Raw genomic sequence first — 18,314 nt, forward strand, 5'->3', positions numbered from 1 at the left:
TGTTACTGCTTCACCCTGCCGTGATACAGGGCCTGCCCGTCATGCCACCACGCCGCCAGGCTGAACACATCCGGCACCTTGAGGATGCTGAAGTGGTTGCCCGGCCCCTGCCATACCTCCAGTTGCGGCAGCCACTCGCGCCAGCCCTGCTCCATGGCCTGCTGTTCACGCTGGTTGCCGGCGAGATCCAGGCTCGGATCAGCCACCAGTACCAGCCGCGCCAGACCGTTGAACCCGCCGTCGGGACGGTACACCGTGCGCAGGGCCGTGGCGAAGGTCCGCACCACGCCCTCGAGCGCCTGAGCCGAAGAACGCGACGGCATCAGGCCGACCCGCACCATGGCCGCGTGCAACTGGCGCAGTTGCTCCTGATCGGCAGCTTCGGCAAAGACCGCAGGTTCGATGCCCAACGACTTGCCGGTGGACAGCTGCAACGACTCGATCAGCCGCTGCAGGGCCTGGGTAAAGGTGTACGGTTTGCCGCAACTGCCCCCCGCGCCCGGCGCCTCGCTGTCGATCAGGGTCAGGGAGCGCACTTCACGCCCCTTGGCCTGCAGGCGTAGCGCCATGGCATGGGCCACCCAGCCACCGAACGAATGCCCGACCAGGTTCAACGGGCCTTCGGGGTACAGCGCCTCGATGGCCCGGACATGGCAGTCGGCGGCGGCCTCCACCGCGCTGTGCGGCACCTCACCCACGGCAAGGCCCCGGGCCTGCAAGCCATGCACCGGCCAGTCCGGCCCCAGCGCCTCGGCCAGGCCGATAAAACTGGTCACGCTGTCACCGGCCCCCGGCACGCAGAACACCGGCATATGGGACGGCGTACCGCTCTGGATCGCCAGCAGCGGCTGGTGCGCCGGCGGCAACAGACCGGGAGCGGCCTGCATCGCCTGCGCGATGGCCTGGCCCAACACCGCCGCCTGCGGATCCTGCACCATGCTCTGGTGGTCGCCCGGCACGCTCAGGCAATGCAACGCCTGCCCCGGCAAGGCCTCGGCCCAACCCAGGGTCGGGCTGTCGGTGACGATGCCGGCGCTGCGCTGCTCGGCCAGGAACAGGTGCAGTGGCACCGGCAACGGTGCCAGGCGGTAATGCGCCAAGGCATGCCCATGGGCCAGGTGACGCTCGAAGAAGTGGCGCAATTGCCCGTCGCTGGCCTGGACCAGGCCGGGCACCAGGAGCTGGCGCTCACGGCAGTGGGCGAGCAGCGCATCGAAGGCCAGCGCCCCGGGCTGCAATGCCTCGATTTCGGCCAACTGCGCCGCCCCCGCCTCGCCCTGCGCCTGCCAATGCACCCGGCAATGCAGCAACAGCTGTCCTTGCAACAGATGCGGCCCTTGCCAGCGCGCCTTGCCCTGGTCGCTCAGGCGCGGCACGTAGGTGTCGATGAGGCCGACGAAGGCCACCGGCTCGTCCGCGCCCAGCAACTGCGCGGCCACCTCGTAGGCCAGCACGCCGCCGAACGACCAGCCCGCCAGCCGATACGGCCCGTGGGGCTGCACGGCGCGGATCCGCCCTACCAGGCGCGCCGCCAGGCACTCCATGGTGTTCAGCTGCGCTTCCCCGGGGGCGACGCCAGCCAGGCCGTAGACGGGGAAATCACCTTCGATATGCCGCCCCAGGACCGGGAAGTACAGGTCCAGGCCACTGAACTCGTGGATCAGGAACAATGCCGGCTGGCTGCCTGCGGCGCGCACCGTGACCAGGCCTTCGTCCTCGTCCGCGCCCTCGCCCAGGCGCGCTGCCAGGGTGGCGATGGTCGGGTGCTGGAACAACTCCGCCAGGGTCGTGTGCAGGCCGGCCTGGCGCATCTCGCCCACCAGGCGGATCGCCGACAGCGAATGCCCGCCCAGTTCGAAGAAGCTGTCATGGCGCCCCACCCGCTCGACTTCCAGCACCTGCGCCCACAGCGCGGCCAACGCCTGCTCGACCGGCGTTGCAGCGGCCTCGAACACCGCCACTGCAAGGTCCTGGGCACCTGGCAGTGGCAACGCCCGGCGGTCGACCTTGCCATTGTTGGTCAACGGAAGCGCCGCAAGCGCGACGAACGCCGCCGGCAGCATGTACTCCGGCAGCCGTTCGCGCAGGAAGCCACGCAGCGCCACACCATCGAGGGCCGTGTCGGTGCGGGTGTACCAGGCCACCAGGCGCAGCGGCCCCTGTTCCAGGCGCAGGGCCATGACCACGACTTCGTCGACGCCCGGGCACTGGGCCAGGTGCTGCTCGATCTCGCCCAGCTCGATGCGGAAACCACGGATCTTCACCTGATCGTCGGTGCGGCCCAGGCATTCCAGCTGGCCGTCATCACGCCAGCGGGCCAGGTCGCCGGTGCGGTACAACCTCGCGCCAGGCCCAGCACCGAACGGGTCGTCGAGGAAACGTTCGGCCGTCAGTTGCGGGCGATTCAGGTAGCCCAGCGCGACGCCGTCGCCGCCAATGTACAGCTCGCCAGTCACGCCTTCGGGCAACAGCCGCCCGTGTGCATCGAGGACATAGGCCGTGGTATTGCCGATCGGGCCGCCGATTGGCACGTGCTCGGCGCCGTCGGCCACGGCCCGCACGGTGCAGGCGGTGGCGAAGGTGGTGGTCTCGGTGGGCCCGTAGCAGTGCACCAGGCGCAGGCTCGGCGCCCGCGCCAGCAACGCCCGGAAACTGGCGGGCTCGCCGCGCTCGCCGCCGCACAGCAGGACCCGCAGCCCTGCCAGGGCCTCGGGGATCAGCTGCACATACTGGTTGAACAGCGCCGTGGTGACGAACATCACGCTGGCGCCGCCCTGGCGCAACGCGCTGGCGAACTGCGCCGGCTCGACCAGGGTCTGGTGATCGATCACCAGCACCTGGCCGCCGTTGAGCAGGCCGCCCCAGACATCCAGGGTGGCGGCGTCGAACGCCGGGTTGGAGACAAAGGCGAAACGGTCGCTGGCGTCGAAGTCGGCATAGCCGTTGTTCAGCACCAGCCGGGTGATGCCGCGATGGGTCACCCGCACTCCCTTCGGCGTGCCGGTGGAGCCCGAGGTGTACATCACGTAGGCCACCGCGTCGGCCTCCTGCGCGAGGTTTGGGTTGTGCGCCGGCTGGTCGTCGAGGGCCAGGCAATCCAGATCGATGCGCCGCGCCTCGCATTCCGCCGCCAGGCTGCCGAGGGTCAGCAGCGCCACCGCCTGGCAGTCCTGAACCATGAATGCCTGACGCTCGGCCGGGGCGTTGATGTCCAACGGCACATAGATGGCCGCGCACTTGAGCACGGCCAGTTGCGCCACCAGCAACGGCAACGAACGCGGCAGCAGGATCGCCACCGGGTCACCTGCCGCCACGCCCTCGCCGATCAGCCAATGGGCCAGGCGGTTGGCTTGCTCGTTGAGTTCGCCATAGGTGAGTTGACGTTCATCATGGCGCGCCGCCAGCGCAAGCGGGTGCCGCGCCACTTGCTGCTCGAACAGATGCTGCACGGGCAGTTGCCGCGGGTAGTCACGCTGCGTGGCGTTGTAACCCACCAAGAGCCGCTGGCGTTCGTCGGCCGGCACGATGTCCAGCTGTTCCAGGCCTCGCTCGGGATCCTGCGCCAGGGCCTCGACCAGGTTTTCCAGCGCCTGCTGCAGATAACCGCACAGGCGCCGCGCATCCAGGCCCGGCGCGCACTGCGCGGTCAGGCCGAAGCCTTCGCCCAGGTCGTCGATGCTCATGGCCAGCGGGTAGTTGCTGCGTTCCTCGGCATGCAGCAGCTCGATGCCTTCCCAGGCACGCCCGGCCGCGCTGTCGCGGACCAGGGCCGTGGCACTGTGACGGTAGTTGAGCAAGGCGCTGAACAGCGGCGCGCCGGGCGGCAGCGCGCTGCAACGCTGGGCCAGGGCCAGTTGCGCATGCTCGTGCACCAGCAGCCCGGTAAGCCGGCGGTGGGTGTCGAGCAACGCCTCGCGTACCGGCAGGCGGCCCACCTCCAGACGCAGCGGCAAGGTGTTGATGAACACGCCCAGGGCGCGCTCCACGCCTTCGCCACCCTGCAGGCGACCGAGCAGCACGGTGCCGAACACCACGCTGTCGCGCCCCGACAACTGCCCCAGCACCATCCCCCAGGCTAAGTGCATCAGGCTAGCGGCACCGACACCCAGCAATCGCGCTTGCTCGCGCAGGCATCGCGCCAGCCCGTCGTCCAGCAGTATCCGAGCTTCGGCCTCGGCGCCCTGATGCGCCAGCGGATGCGGTCCGTAGGGCAAGGTTGGCTCGTCAATGTCGCCCAGTTGTTCGCGGAAGAACGCCTCGTGCCCGGCCTCGTCCGCGCCGTGCAGCACCTGGGCGATGTAGTTGCGGTACGGCACCGGCGCGGGCAACCGGTGCTGCTCGCCAAGCAGGCAGGCCTGCAGTTCGGCGCGCAGCACATCCTGGGCCACATGGTCCATGACCAGGTGGTGGAACAGCAAGGTCGCGGTGATGCGACCGCTGGCCGGGTCCTGGCTGTGCAGCAAGCGCAGCATGGGGGCGCGGGTCAGGTCCAGGCGCAAGACCGGCGGCGTCTGCGGGGTCACCTCCTGTACCGGCAGCGATGCCTGGCGCCACACCACCTGCACCGGTTCGGCGAGGCCGTCCCAGTACAGCGAGGAACGCAGGATATCGTGACGGGCGATTACCTGGTCCAAGGCCCGCTGCAGCGCCTCCAGCCGCGCGCGGTCGGCCACGGCGAAACGCGCCTGCAACAGGTACGGATCATCACCCTCGCTGGCCAGGTGGTGGTAGAGAATCCCCGCCTGCAGCGGCCCCAGCGGGTAGATGTCCTGCACATTGGCGGCACCACCCGGGACCTGGGCGACGATGCGGTCGATGGCCGCCTGGTCCAGCGCCACCAGCGCCAGCAGGTCCGGGGTGATGCGTCGGCAGCCGGCGCCAATGCGGTTGGCCGGCACCCGGGGCCCGCCATGCTGGCCCAGGGTCGCGGCCAGGGCGGCCAGGGTCGGCTCGGCGAACAACACGCGGATATCCGCCTCCAGGCCCTCGGCACGCAGGCGGGCAATCAGGGTCACCGCCAGCAGCGAGTGGCCGCCCAGTTCGAAGAAGTGGTCCTGGCGCCCTACCCTCGACACGTTCAGCAGCTCGGCCCAAAGCGCTGCCAGATGGGTTTCGGCCTCGCCTTGCGGCGCCTCGTAGGCACGGCTGAGCACAGACTCGGCGCCGGGCTCGGGCAGCGCCTGGCGGTCGAGCTTGCCGTTGGCGGTCAGCGGCATGGCCGGCATCGCCACATAGGCCGACGGCACCATGTAGTCCGGCAGCTGCGCCAGGGCATGCCGACGTAGTGACTCGATTCCAGGCGCCTCATCATGGGCGGTAAACCAGGCGACCAGCCGTTCGCCACGCAGCAGCACCGCCACTTCACGAATGGCCGGATGACTGGCCAGGCACGCCTCGATCTCGCCCAGTTCGATGCGCAGGCCATGCAGCTTGACCTGGAAATCGTCGCGGCCGAGGAATTCCAGCTCGCCGTCGGCGCGGCGGCGCACCAGGTCGCCGCTGCGGTATAGGCGCTCACCGACCACGAACGGGCTGTCGCCGAAGCGCTCGGCATCCAGTTCCGGCAGGCCCAGGTAGCCACGGGCCACGCCGACGCCGCCGATGTGCAGCTCGCCCACCACGCCACGGGGCACCGGCAGGCCGTTGCGGTCGAGCACGTACAGCCGGGTATTGGCGATCGGCCGGCCGATCGGTGGCGCGCTTACAGGCAGCGCTTGCCCAGGCTCCAGGGTCCAGACGCTGCAATCGACGGTAGCCTCGGTCGGGCCATAGACGTTGTGCAGCCGCACCTGTGGCAGGCGCTCGCGCACCTGTTGCAGCAATGCCGTGGTCAGCTCGCCGCCGCCGCAGACGATATCGGTGAGGCTGTCGCAGGCCGCGCTGGCCTCCAGGGCAAGGAACTGCTGCAGCAGCGCCGGCACGAACTGCACCACGCTGACCCGCTGGCGCTGGATCAGCGCCGCCAGGTAGGCCGGATCGCGCTGGCCGTCCGGACGCGCCAGCACCAGGCGCAGGCCGGCGCACAGCGGCCAGAACAATTCCCACACCGAGGCGTCGAAGCTCACCGGGGTCTTGTGCAGCAGCGCGCCCTCGACGGTCGGGGCGATCAGCCGCGAGCTCCAGTGCACCAGGTTGCACAGGCTGCGGTGCTCGACCATCACCCCTTTCGGCGTGCCCGTGGAGCCGGAGGTGTAGATCACGTAAGCCAGGTGGCGGGCCCCCAGCCCCGGGACTTGCGGATTGTCCGGCGACTGGCCGGCCCAGGCCGGCTGATCGAGGTCCAGGCGCGGTACCCGGCTGTCGGCGAAGCGCCCGCGGCTGCCGGCATCCACCAGCAACGCCAGCGGCGCGCTGTCGGCAAGCATGTAGGCCAGGCGTTCGTCGGGGTAGCCCGGGTCCAGCGGCACGTAAGCGCCGCCGGCCTTGAGCACCGCCAGCAGTCCGACCAGCAACTGCGGCCCACGGGCCAGGCACACCGCGACCCGGCTGTCGGCGACCACGCCCTGGGCGATCAGTTGATGGGCCAGGCGGTTGGCCGCCTCGTTCAGTTGCCGGTAGCTCATCTGGCCGTCCTCGGCCTGCACCGCCAACGCCTGCGGCATGCGCGCCACCTGCGCCTCGAACAAAGCCTGCACCGGTTGCTGCAAGCCGCCGACCAATTCGCTGGCATTGCAGGTCACCAGCTCCTGGCGACGCTCGGCGGCGCCCAGCAGCTCGACCTTCGCCGGCACCGCCTGGTCACTGCCAGCCATCGCCCATAGCAGTTGCTCCAGGTAGCCGACATGGCGCTCGATGGTCGCCCGGTCGAACAGCGCCGTGGCGAACTCCAGGGCACCGCCGTAGCCGTCGGCGGTCTCGCCCAGGCTCAGGGTCAGGTCGAACTTGGCGAAGGTCTGCGCGCCGCCCAGCGCCTCCAGTTGCAGGTCGCCCAGTTGCAGGGCCTCGGCCGGGACGCCGTTCCAGGCCAGCGACACCTGGTACAGCGGGGTATGGGCCAGGCTGCGCGGCGGGTGCAGCAGTTCCACCACCTGTTCGAACGGCAGGTCCTGATGGTCCTGGGCCTGGCTGACGCAGGCCTTGACCCGCGCCAACAGCGCGCCGACGTCCGGCAGTCCGGCGGTATCGATGCGCAGGGCCAGGGAGTTGACGAACAGCCCGATCAGCCCTTCGACCTCGGCCTGCCGACGGTTGGCCACCGGCGTGCCGATCACCACCTCGGCCTGGCCGGACAGCCGCGCCAGCAGCGCCGCCCAGGCGGCGCCGAACAGCATGAACGGGGTGACCCCGTGGCGCAGGCACAGCGCCTTGAGGTCTTCGCTCAGACGCCGGTCCAAACGTATCTCGACCCGGTCACCGTGATAGTCCTGGCGGGCCGGCCGCGGCCGGTCGGTCGGCAGGGTCAGCAGCACCGGCGCGCCGGCCAGTGCCTGTTGCCAGTATTCGCCCTGGCGCTGCAGCGCCTCGCCGGCCAGCCAGCGGCGCTGCCACAGGGCGTAGTCGCCGTACTGGATCGCCAGCGCCGGCAGCGGGTCGTCGCGCCCTGCGCTGAAGGCCCGGTACAGCGCCGCCAGCTCCTGGGTGAACACCCCCATCGACCAGCCATCGGCGACGATATGGTGCAAGGTCAGCAGCAGCACATGATGCTCCGCCGCCAGGCACAGCAGGCGGCCGCGCACCGGCAACTGGTGCGCCAGGTCGAAGGGCAGCAGCGCTTCGGCGTGCATCAGTTCGGGCAACTGCTGAGCGGCGCCGCGCAGGTCGTGCCAGACCAGGGCGAAGCCGCCACGCCCTGGGGCCACGCGCACCCGCGCCTCGGCGCCTTCCTGGGTGAAGTGGCTGCGCAGGCTTTCGTGACGCTCGATGATGCGCCCCAGTGCCCGCTCCAGCGCCGCACGGTCCAGCGGGCCGCGCATGACCAAGCCCAGGGGAATATGGTAGGCGGCGCTGGCATCGTCCATCTGCGCCAGGAACCACAGGCGCTGCTGGGCGAACGACAGCGGCAGGGACTGGCCACGGGGCGTCGGTTCGATGGCCGGCAGCACCTCGCCGCCGCGCTCGGCCAGGGTCGCCGCCACCGCCAGCAGACGGTCATCGGCGAACAGCTCGCCCAGCGACAACTCCCGGCCGAGGCGTGCACGCACCTGGCCGACCATGCGCATGGCCAGCAGCGAATGGCCGCCCAATTCGAAGAAGCGGTCCTGGCGCCCCACCCGTTCCAGCTGCAGCAGCTCGCACCAGAGCTCCGCCAGGGCCGTTTCCAGGGCGCCTTCGGCGGCCTCGTGGGCCTGGCTGGCCGACGCCTCGCGCTCAGGCAACGGCAGCGCCCGGCGGTCGACCTTGCCGTTGGCGGTCAATGGCCAGGCATCCAGGCGCACCAGGGCCGCCGGCACCATGTAGGCCGGCAGGCGCTGCTGCAGGGCGGCGCGCAGGGCACCGACCGGCTGCGCCTCGGGGCCGGCAATGTAGTAGGCCACCAGTCGCGGCTGGCCGGGCTGGTCCTCGCGGGCCAGCACCAGCGCTTCGGCGACGCCGGGCAAGGCCAGCAGTTGTGCCTCGATCTCGCCCAGCTCGATGCGCAGGCCGCGCACCTTCACCTGGTCGTCGTTGCGGCCCAGGTAGTCCAGGGTGCCGTCGGCGTTCCAGCGGGCCAGGTCGCCAGTGCGGTACATGCGTGCGCCGGGCTGCTCGCTGAACGGGTCGTCGAGGAAGCGCTCGGCCGTCAGTTGCGCACGGTTCAGATAGCCCCGCGCCACCCCGGCACCGCCCACGTAGAGCTCGCCGGTCACGCCGCACGGTACCAGTTGCCGCGCCTCGTCCAGCAGGTAGACCCGGGCATTGGCGATCGGCCGGCCGATGTCCAGCGCCCCGCCCGGCAGCACCAGGCCGGAGGTGGCGACCACCGTCGCCTCGGTGGGGCCGTAGTTGTTGACCACCACGCAGCCCGGATCGCTGGTGAACTGGCGCAGGCGGTCGCCACCGATCAGCAGGGTGCGCAGGGTCGGATGGCGCAGCCCCTGGGTGAAGGCATATTCGGCGACCGGTGTCGGCAGGAAGGCCACCTTCAGCGGTTGCTCCAGCCACCAGGCCAGCAGCCCGTCGAGCTGCTCGTTGCCCAGCTCGGCCGGTGGCAGGTGCAGCACCGCGCCGGCGCACAGGGCCGGCCAGACCTCCCAGGCCATGGCGTCGAAGCCGAAGCCGGCGACGCTGGCAGTGTGCTCGCCGGCGCCCAGCTCGAAGGCCTTGCAGTGCCAGTGCACCAGGTTGGCCAGGGTACGGTGCTCGACCATCACGCCCTTGGGCTGCCCGGTGGAGCCGGAGGTGTAGATCACGTAGGCCAGGTGGCTGGCCAACAGGTCGTGCCGCCCGGGATTGTCCGTGCGCGCCGGCCAGTCCGCCCGGTCCAGTGCCAACACGGGCACGGCCAACCCCTCCAGGCGCGCCAGCAACACCTGCTGGGCCAGGACCACCACGGGGGCGCTGTCTTCGAGCAGGTAGCGCAGGCGCTCATCCGGATGCGTCGGGTCCACCGGCACATAGGCGCCACCGGCCTTGAGCACCGCCAGCAGCGCCACCAGGGTATCCAACCCGCGCCGGGCGACCACCGCCACCCGGTCGTCGGGCCCCACGCCCCGTTCGATCAGGTGATGGGCCAGGGCGTTGGCGCGCTGGTTCAGCTCGCCGTAGCTCAGGCGTGCATCGCCGGCCACGGCGGCCAGCGCCTGTGGGGCACGGGTGGCCTGGGCCTCGATCAGGGTCGGCAGGGTCTGGTCGACCGGGAATGGCCGGGCACTGCCGTTGAAGGTCTGCAGCAGGCGCCGGCGTTCGACGTCACCGACCAGTTCGACCTCGGCCAGGGAGGCCTGGTCGTTGGCGACCATCGTCTGCAGCAGGCGCTCGAAGTAACCGGCGAAACGGCGCACGCTGCTTTCATCGAACAGCGCCGTGGCGTACTCGAGGCTGCCGACCAGCGCCTCGCCCTGCTCGCCCATGCTCAGCGACAGGTCGAACTTGGCCACCTGGTTGGCCTGGGCCACGCCCTCCAGGCGCAATCCCGCCAGGCTCGGCGCGGCGCCCTCGGTGGCCAGCCAGTTGAGGGTGGTCTGGAACAACGGCGTATGGCCGAGGCTGCGCGCCGGGCGGACGATCTCCACCACCTGCTCGAACGGCAGGTCCTGATGCGCCTGGGCGTCGAGCAGGCGGGCCTTCACCTGACCCAGCAGGCGCTCGCTGCTCGGCGCGCCCGACATGTCGATGCGCAGCGCCAGGGTGTTGACGAACAACCCCACCAGCGGCTCCAGCTCGGCATGGCCGCGTCCGGCCACCGGGCAGCCCACCACGACCTCATTTTGCCCGGACAGACGTGCCAAGGTCGCGGCCCAGGCACTGAGCAGCACCATGTACAGGGTCGCCTGATGCCGCTGGGCCAGCGCCCGCAGGCCGGCACCGAGACGCGCATCCAACTGCAGCGCCAGGCTGGCGCCGCTGAAGTCCTGGCGTGGCGGCCGTGGCCGATCACTCGGCAGGCTCAACAGGGTCGGCGCGCCATCCAGGGCCTGGCGCCAGTAGTCGGCCTGGCGTTGCAGCTGCTCACCGGCCAGCCAGCGCCGCTGCCACACGGCGTAGTCACCGTACTGGATCCCCAGGGTCGGCAACGGATCGTCCAGGCCCTGGCGCATGGCCGGGTACAGCGCGCCCAGCTCACGGGTCAGCACGCCGAGGGACCAGCCGTCGGCGACGATATGGTGCAGGGTCAGCAGCAGCACATGGTGCTGATCCTCCAGGCGCAGCAGGCTGGCGCGCAGCAAGGGCCCCTCGACCAGGTCGAACGGCGCGGTGGCCTCGGCCTGCAGGTGCGCGGCCAGGTCATCGGGCGCCAGGCTCAGGCGCCGCAGCCAGCCCGGTTGCGGTCTGTCGGCGATGTGCACCTCGGCACTGTCGCCTGCGGGCACGAAGCGGCTGCGCAGGCCCTCATGGCGCGCGACGATGCACAGCAGGGCACGCTCCAGCGCGTCGGCATCCAGCGAGCCGCGCAGGCCCAGGGCCAGCGGCACGTTATAGGCCTGGCTGCCGCCCTCCAGCTGGGCCAGGAACCACAGGCGCTGCTGGGCGAACGACAACGGCAGGGGCTGCTCGCGGGACACCGCGACAATGGCCGGCAGCGCGCTGTGCCCGGCGCTGGCCAGCACTTGGGCCACGGCGGCCAGCTCGGGATTGGCGAACAGCTCGGCCAGGGTCAGCTCGACGCCGAGCCGCAGGCGCACCTGGGACACCATGCGCATGGCCAGCAGCGAATGGCCACCCAGGGCGAAGAAATGGTCATGCCGCCCGACCTGTTCCACCTGCAGCAGTTCGGCCCACAGCTGGGCCAGGGCGCTTTCCAGTTCACCCTCGGGGGCCACGTAGCCACGCTCGAACAGCGCCGAACGCTCCGGTGCCGGCAACGCCCGGCGGTCGAGCTTGCCGTTGGCGGTCAGCGGCAGCGCCTGCAGGGCGACGAAGGCCACCGGCACCATGTACTCCGGCAGATGGGCGAGCAGTTGCGTGCGCAGGATCTCAGGCAAGGGCGCCTCGAGGCCGGCTTGCGCGGTGAAATACGCCACCAGCCGCGGCTGGCCAGGCTGGTCCTCGCGGGCCACCACCACGGCCTCGCCGATGCCCGGCAGGCTGTTCAGCCGGTTCTCGATTTCTCCCAGCTCGATGCGCACCCCGCGAATCTTCACCTGGTCGTCGTTGCGCCCCAGATAGTCGAGGGTGCCGTCGGCCAGCCAACGCACCAGGTCACCGGTGCGGTACATGCGCGCGCCCGGCGTTGTAGAGAACGGATCGTCCAGAAAACGCTCGGCGGTCAGCTGCGGGCGGCCGAGGTAGCCACGGGCGACGCCGGAGCCGCCGATGTACAGCTCGCCCGCCACGCCCAATGGCACGTGCTGCAGATCGGCGTCGAGCACGTACAGACGGGCATTGTCCACGGGGCCGCCGATGTGCAGCGCGCCCCCCGCCTCCAGCACCCCGGAACTGGCCACCACGGTGGTCTCGGTCGGGCCGTAGTTGTTGACCACGGCGAAGGTCTGGGTGCGATTGAACTGACGCAGACGATCGCCGCCGATCAGCAGGGTACGCAGGGTCGGGTGTCCGAGCTGATGACTGAAAGCGTATTCGGCCACCGGCGTCGGCAGGAAGCTGATATCCAGCGGTTGCTCGCGCCACCAGGCCAGCAACGCATCGAGGTCCTCGTGGCCCTCGCCGGCGGGTGCCAGGTGCAGGGTGGCCCCGGCGCATAGCGCCGGCCAGACCTCCCAGGCCATGGCGTCGAAGCCGAAACCGGCCAGGCTCGAAGTGTGCCGGCCCAGGCACAGGTCGAAGGCCCGGCAGTGCCAGTCCACCAGGTTGTTCAGGGTGCGGTGCTCGACCATCACCCCCTTCGGCTGCCCGGTGGAGCCCGAGGTGTAGATCACGTAGGCCAGGTGTTCCGGTCCCAGGGCGACGACGGGGTCGTCCAACCGCTGCGGCCAGTCAGGCTGATCGAGCACCAGCACGGGCACCGTGATCCCACCCAGGCGACCCCGCAAGCCGTGTTGGGTCAACACGGCCACTGGCGCGCTGTCGTCGAGCAGGTAGCGCACACGCTCGTCCGGGTGGCCCGGGTCCACCGGCACGTAGCCGGCGCCGGCCTTGAGCACCGCGACCAGGCCAATCAGCGTGTCCAGGCCACGGCGGGCGAACACTGCCACGCGGTCGTCGGGACGAACGCCCAGATCGATCAGGTGGTGGGCCAGGGCATTGGCGCGCTGGTTCAGGTGCTGGTAGGTCAGCGACTGCTCGTTGGCAGTGGCGGCCAGGGCATGGGGATGGACCTGGGCCACGGCCTCGATGCGCCGATGCAGCGGACCGTGCGGCTGTTCGATGCCCGGGGTCTGGTTGAAGGTTTCCAGCAGCTCCTCACGCTCGTCGGCAGGCAGCATCGGCAGCGCCCTGACTTCAGTGGCGGGCGTCGCCGCAAGCAGGCTGCGCAGGGTCTGCTCCAGATAGGCGCAGACGCGCCGTGCCGGCACCTCGGGACTGGCCAGCAGGGTCAGGCGGAAGGCTTCGCCGAAGTCGTCGACACTCAGGGTCAAAGGGTAGTTGGTGGCTTCGGCGGCATGCACGATCTCGATCCCGGCCCAGCCGGCGCGCAGCACCGCCTCGGAGCCCGAGGCCGCGCTGTGGCGGTAGTTGAGCAAGGCATTGAACAGCGGCGACGGCGCTGCCACGCCGCTGCAGCGCTGGGCCAGGGCCAGGGGCGCGTGCTCATGGCGCATCAGCGTGCTCAGGCGCTGGTGGGTGGCCTTGATCGCGCAGGCCAAGTCGGCGTCGTCCAGGTCCACCCGCAACGGCAGCGTGTTGATGAAGATGCCCAGCGCCCGGTCGGTAGCCTCGGCGCCTTGCAGGCGGCCCATCAGCACGGTGCCGAACACCACCTGGTCGCGCCCGGTCAGGCCGCCCAGCACCCGTGCCCAGGCCAGGTGGAACAGGCTGGCGACGCTCACCCCCTGGCTGCGGGCATGGGCGCGCAGCTCGCGACACAACGCCAGGTCGAGGTCCAGCGCGTGCTCGTTCAGCGCCGCGCCATCGCCCTGCACATCGGCCAGGCCATAGGCCAGGGTCGGCGCGTCCACGCCGCCGAGCATGTCGCGGAAGAACGCCTCGTGCTCGGCCTCGCCGATGCCCAGCAGGGCTTGGGCCACATGGTTGCGGAACGGCAGCGGGCGGCCCAGCCGGGCACTTTCGCCGAGCAGGAAGGCGAGCATCTCGTGGCGCACCACCTCAAGGGCGCTGTGGTCCATGGCCACGTGGTGGAACTGCAGGGTCGCGTGGACCTGCCCATCCGCCTCCGGCGCCTGGCATTGCAGGCGGATCAACGGTGCCTGGGTCAGGTCGAAGCCGCTGTCCGGCAGCTGGCCCTCGGCGAGCTGGATGACCCGCAGCCGGGCCCGGCGCCAGACCACCTGCACCGGCGTCTCCAGGGCCTTCCAGTGCACCGAGGTGCGCAGGATGTCGTGACGGTCGATCACCCCTTGCAGGGCCTGCGCGAAGGCCTCGACCCGGGCGCTGCTGGCGAACACGAAGCGCGCCTGCATCACGTAGGGATCGTGGTCGCCGGCGCTGGCATGGTGGAACAGCATGCCTTGCTGCAACGGCACCAGCGGGTAGATGTCCTGCACATTGACCGCGCCGCCGGGCACGCCTTCGACCAGTTGGTCGATGCTGGCCTGATCGAGTTCGACCAGGCTGAGCATGGCTGGGGTGATCCGAGTGCAGCCGGCCGGAATGCGGTTTTCCGGTACCTCGACGTTGCCCTGGCGCGCCGCCACGTACTCGCCACGCTCGAGCATCCCCAGCAGCGCCGGCTTGTGCTCGCGCAGCCGCGCCACCAACGCGGCGTCGCTCAGGGCCTGGCGATTGCCCTGGACTACCAGCTGGCCATCCTTGAGGGCCAGCTGGACATTGTTGGCGGCCAAGGTCGCCAGTAGTTCGTTGATGCTCACAGGACGATCTCCATTCTGTCTGTGATGGCGGCATAGCCTGCCAGCGTCGGGTGTTCGAACAGGCTGCGCACGTCGGCCTCCAGGCCCGCCTCGCGCAAGCGCGAGGTTAGGGTCACGGCCAGCAGCGAGTGGCCGCCCAGTTCGAAGAAGTTGTCGTGGCGCCCTATCCGCTCCACGCCCAGCAGCTCGCCCCAGATACGCGCCAGCAGCTGTTCGGTGTCGCCCTGCGGCGCCTCGTAGGCCCGCGCTGGCAGGTCCGGCTGCGGCAGCGCCTTGCGGTCAAGCTTGCCATTGGGGGTCAGCGGCATGGTGTCGAGGGCCATGAACAGCGCCGGGACCATGTACTCGGGCAGTTGCCCCAGCAGCGCTTCGCGCAAGGCCTCGGCGGGCGGCACGTCGCCGGTGACGTAGGCCACCAGGCGCGGGCCGGCCGGCTGGGCGTCGTGCACCAGCACCACGGCTTCACGTACCCCAGGCACCCGGGTGAGGCAGGCTTCGATCTCGCCCGGCTCGATGCGCAGGCCGCGCAGCTTGATCTGGTGGTCGGTGCGGCCGAGGAACTCAAGGCTGCCGTCAGCGCGCTGGCGCACACGGTCGCCACTGCGGTACAGGCGCTCCCCGTCGGCGAACGGGCTGGCGATGAAGCGCTCGGCCTGTTGCTCCGGCAACCCCAGGTAGCCACGCGCCACCCCGGCGCCACCGATGTGCAGTTGGCCGGCGACGCCCAATGGCACAGGCTGGTCGTGGCCATCGAGCACGTACAGACGGGTGTTGTCGATGGGCCGGCCAATCGGCAGCGCCCCCGGCGTCAGCGGATCCTGCGGGTGCAAAGTGCAGACGCTGCAATCGACCGTGGTTTCGGTCGGCCCGTAGACATTGTGCAGCCTTGCCCGTGGCAGGCGCTCGCGCACCTGGCGCACCAGGACCTCGGTCAGCTCGCCACCGCCGCAGACGATATCAGTGAGGCTGTCGCAGGCCGCGCTGGCGTCGTGTTCGAGGAACTGTTGCAACAGCGCCGGCACAAACTGCACCACGCCCACCTGTTGCTGGCGGATCAGCTCGGCCACGTACTGCGGGTCGCGGTGGCCGTCCGGGCGCGCCAGCACCAGGCGCACGCCGCTGCACAGCGGCCAGAACAGCTCCCACACCGAGGCGTCGAAGCTCACCGGGGTCTTGTGCAACAACGCACCCTCACCTGGGAACAACCCGGCGCTCCAGCGCACCAGGTTGACCACGTTGCGGTGCTCGACCATCACCCCCTTGGGTAGCCCGGTGGAGCCGGAGGTGTAGATCACATAGGCCAGGTTGGCGGCGGTCAGGCCCGGCACCTGTGGGTTGTGGCTTGGCTGACGGGTCCAGTCCGCCTGGTCGAGATCAACCTGCGTCAGTGGCAGATCCCCCATCAGCGCCCGGGTGGCCGTCTGCACCAGGACCGCCCTTGGCTGGCTGTCGACCAGCATGTGGCGGATCCGTTCGGCTGGATAGTCGGGGTCCAGCGGCACATAGGCACCACCGGCCTTGAGGATCGCCAGCAGGCCGACCACCAGCGACAGCCCGCGCTCGACACAGATCGCCACCCGGTCGTCGGGCCGCACGCCCAGCGCGATCAGGTGATGGGCCAGGCGGTTGGCCTGGGCATTGAGCTGCTCATAACTGAGTTCACCCTGCTCGGCGCTGAGCGCAACGGCCTCGGGCCTGCGCAAGGCCTGGGCCTCGAACAGTTCCTGGAGGGTCCGATTCAGGTCGTGGGGCTGCGCCGTGCGGTTGAAGTCGTGCACCAGCTGGTCGCGTTCCTCGCCCGACAGCACTGGTAGTTGCAGCAGCGCTTGCCGTGGCTGATGGGCCAAGGCCTCGGCCATGGCCTCCAGCACCCGGCGCATCTGCTCGCAGACACGCGCGGCGCCGACCGCCGCCGGGGCCAGGGTGACCAGGCGGAAGCGCTCGCCAATATCGTCCACGCTCAGGCTCAGCGGATAGTTGCTGCGCTCGTTGCTGTCGAGGGTCTCGATGCCTTGCAGGGCCTGGCGCTGCTCCTCGTCCGCCTGGCTGCCGTGGCGGTAGTTGAGCATCGCGCTGAACAGCGGCGCCGGGGCCGGCACGCCGCTGCAACGTTGGGCCAGGGCCAGCGAGGCATGTTCATGGGCGAGCAAGGCGCTCAGGCGCTGCTGGGTCTGACGCACAGCGTCCTGCAGGTTGATGCCTGCAAGGTCCAGGCGCAGCGGCAAGGTGTTGATGAACATGCCCAGCGCCTGGTCCGCTCCCGCGCCGCCTTCCAGGCGACCGAGCAGCACGGTGCCGAATACCACGCTGTCACGGTCGCTGGCGGCGGCCAGCAAGCGGGCGTAGGCCAGGTGGAACAGGCTGGCGACGCTGATGCCCAGCTGCCGGGCCTGCTGACGCAGAGCGGTGGCCAGGGGTTCGTCCAGCCACAGCTGGGCCTCTTCGATACCGAGCCCATCGACCTGCACATCACTCAGGCCGAACGGCAGGGTCGGCTCGTCGATATCCCCCAACTGCTCGCGGAAGAACGCCTCGTGCTCGGCCTGGCTGACGCCCAGCCGCGCCTGGGCCACGTAGTTGCGGTACGGCGCGCCCTGTTCGGCGGGCACCGACGCACCTTGCAGATAACCGACCAGTTCCCGGCCGAGCACATCCAGCGCGGTATGGTCGAGGACGATATGGTGGAACTGCAGCACAGCCTGCCGTCCGGCGCCCTGCGCGTCCGGCCAGTGGTACAGGCGCACCAGTGGCGCCTGATCCAGGGCCAAAGCGTGGGGCACCGCTGCCTCTTCAGCCACCTCGAGCAACGCCAGGTCAGCCTGGCGCCAGACCACTTGCAATGCCTGCGGCAGGCCGTCCCACAGCACTGAAGTACGCAGCACGTCATGACGGGCGATGACCTTGCCCAGCGCATCGACGAAGGTGTACAGCCGGTCACGGCTGGTGAAGGCCATGCGCGACTGCAGCACATAGGGATCGTGCTCCGGCGAGCTGAGGTGGTGGTAAAGGATGCCCTCCTGCAACGGCGCCAGTGGGTAGATGTCCTGCACGTTGGCCGCGCCGCCCGGCACCGTGGCGACGATGCGCTCGATGGCAGCCGGTTCGAGGTCCACCAGTGGCAGCATGTCCGGAGTGATCCGGGTGCAGCCGGCCGGGATCCGGTTGGCCGGCACCTCGACCTGGCGGCCATGGCCCAGGGTCGCCGCCAACGCCGCTACCGTCGGCTGGCCGAACAACGTGCGCACGTCGGCCTGCAGGCCGGCCTGGCGCAGGCGCGCGGTGAGGCTTACCGCCAGCAGCGAGTGGCCGCCGAGTTCGAAGAAGTTGTCGTGGCGACCGACCTGTTCGATGCCCAGGACTTCAGCCCAGATCGCGGCCATCGCCTCCTCGGTCGCGCCGATTGGGGCGACATAGACCTGGCGTGCCACCGCCGAAGGATCAGGGTCCGGCAGCGCCTTGCGGTCCAGCTTGCCGTGGCGGGTCAGTGGCAACTCGTCCAGGCGGACGAAGGCTTGCGGTATCAAGTGGCCAGGAAGGCGGGTTTGCAGCCCTTGGCGCAGGGTGTCGAGATCGACCACGGCGGTTGCTGTGAACCAGGCCAGCAGGCGTTCGTTGCGCACCAGTACCACGGCATCCGCGATACCCGGCTCAGCCTTCAGCGCGGCTTCGATCTCGCCCAGCTCGACCCGCACGCCACGTATCTTCACCTGGTCGTCATTGCGGCCCTGGTAGTCCAGCGTGCCGTCGGCATTCCAGCGCACCAGATCGCCCGTGCGGTACATCCGGCCG

Annotated in this window: 2 protein-coding genes; both read right to left on the minus strand. The window is 70.1% G+C overall.

Going from position 1 to position 18,314, the window contains the following annotated elements; all coding sequences use genetic code 11:
- Positions 1 to 2: 2 nt before the first annotated feature.
- Positions 3 to 14,525, minus strand: a complete 14,523-nt coding sequence (locus CC207_RS25775) for a non-ribosomal peptide synthetase (RefSeq protein ID WP_088853024.1) — start codon at positions 14,523 to 14,525, stop codon at positions 3 to 5.
- Positions 14,522 to 18,314: amino acid adenylation domain-containing protein (locus tag CC207_RS28125; protein ID WP_256582362.1), on the minus strand; the 3,793-nt coding region annotated here is incomplete at its 5' end. The genes CC207_RS28125 and CC207_RS25775, both read right to left, overlap by 4 nt.

Origin of the sequence: Pseudomonas sp. DrBHI1 (genome assembly GCF_002205115.1) — a bacterium.
GTDB classification, from domain to species: Bacteria; Pseudomonadota; Gammaproteobacteria; order Pseudomonadales; family Pseudomonadaceae; genus Aquipseudomonas; species Aquipseudomonas mosselii.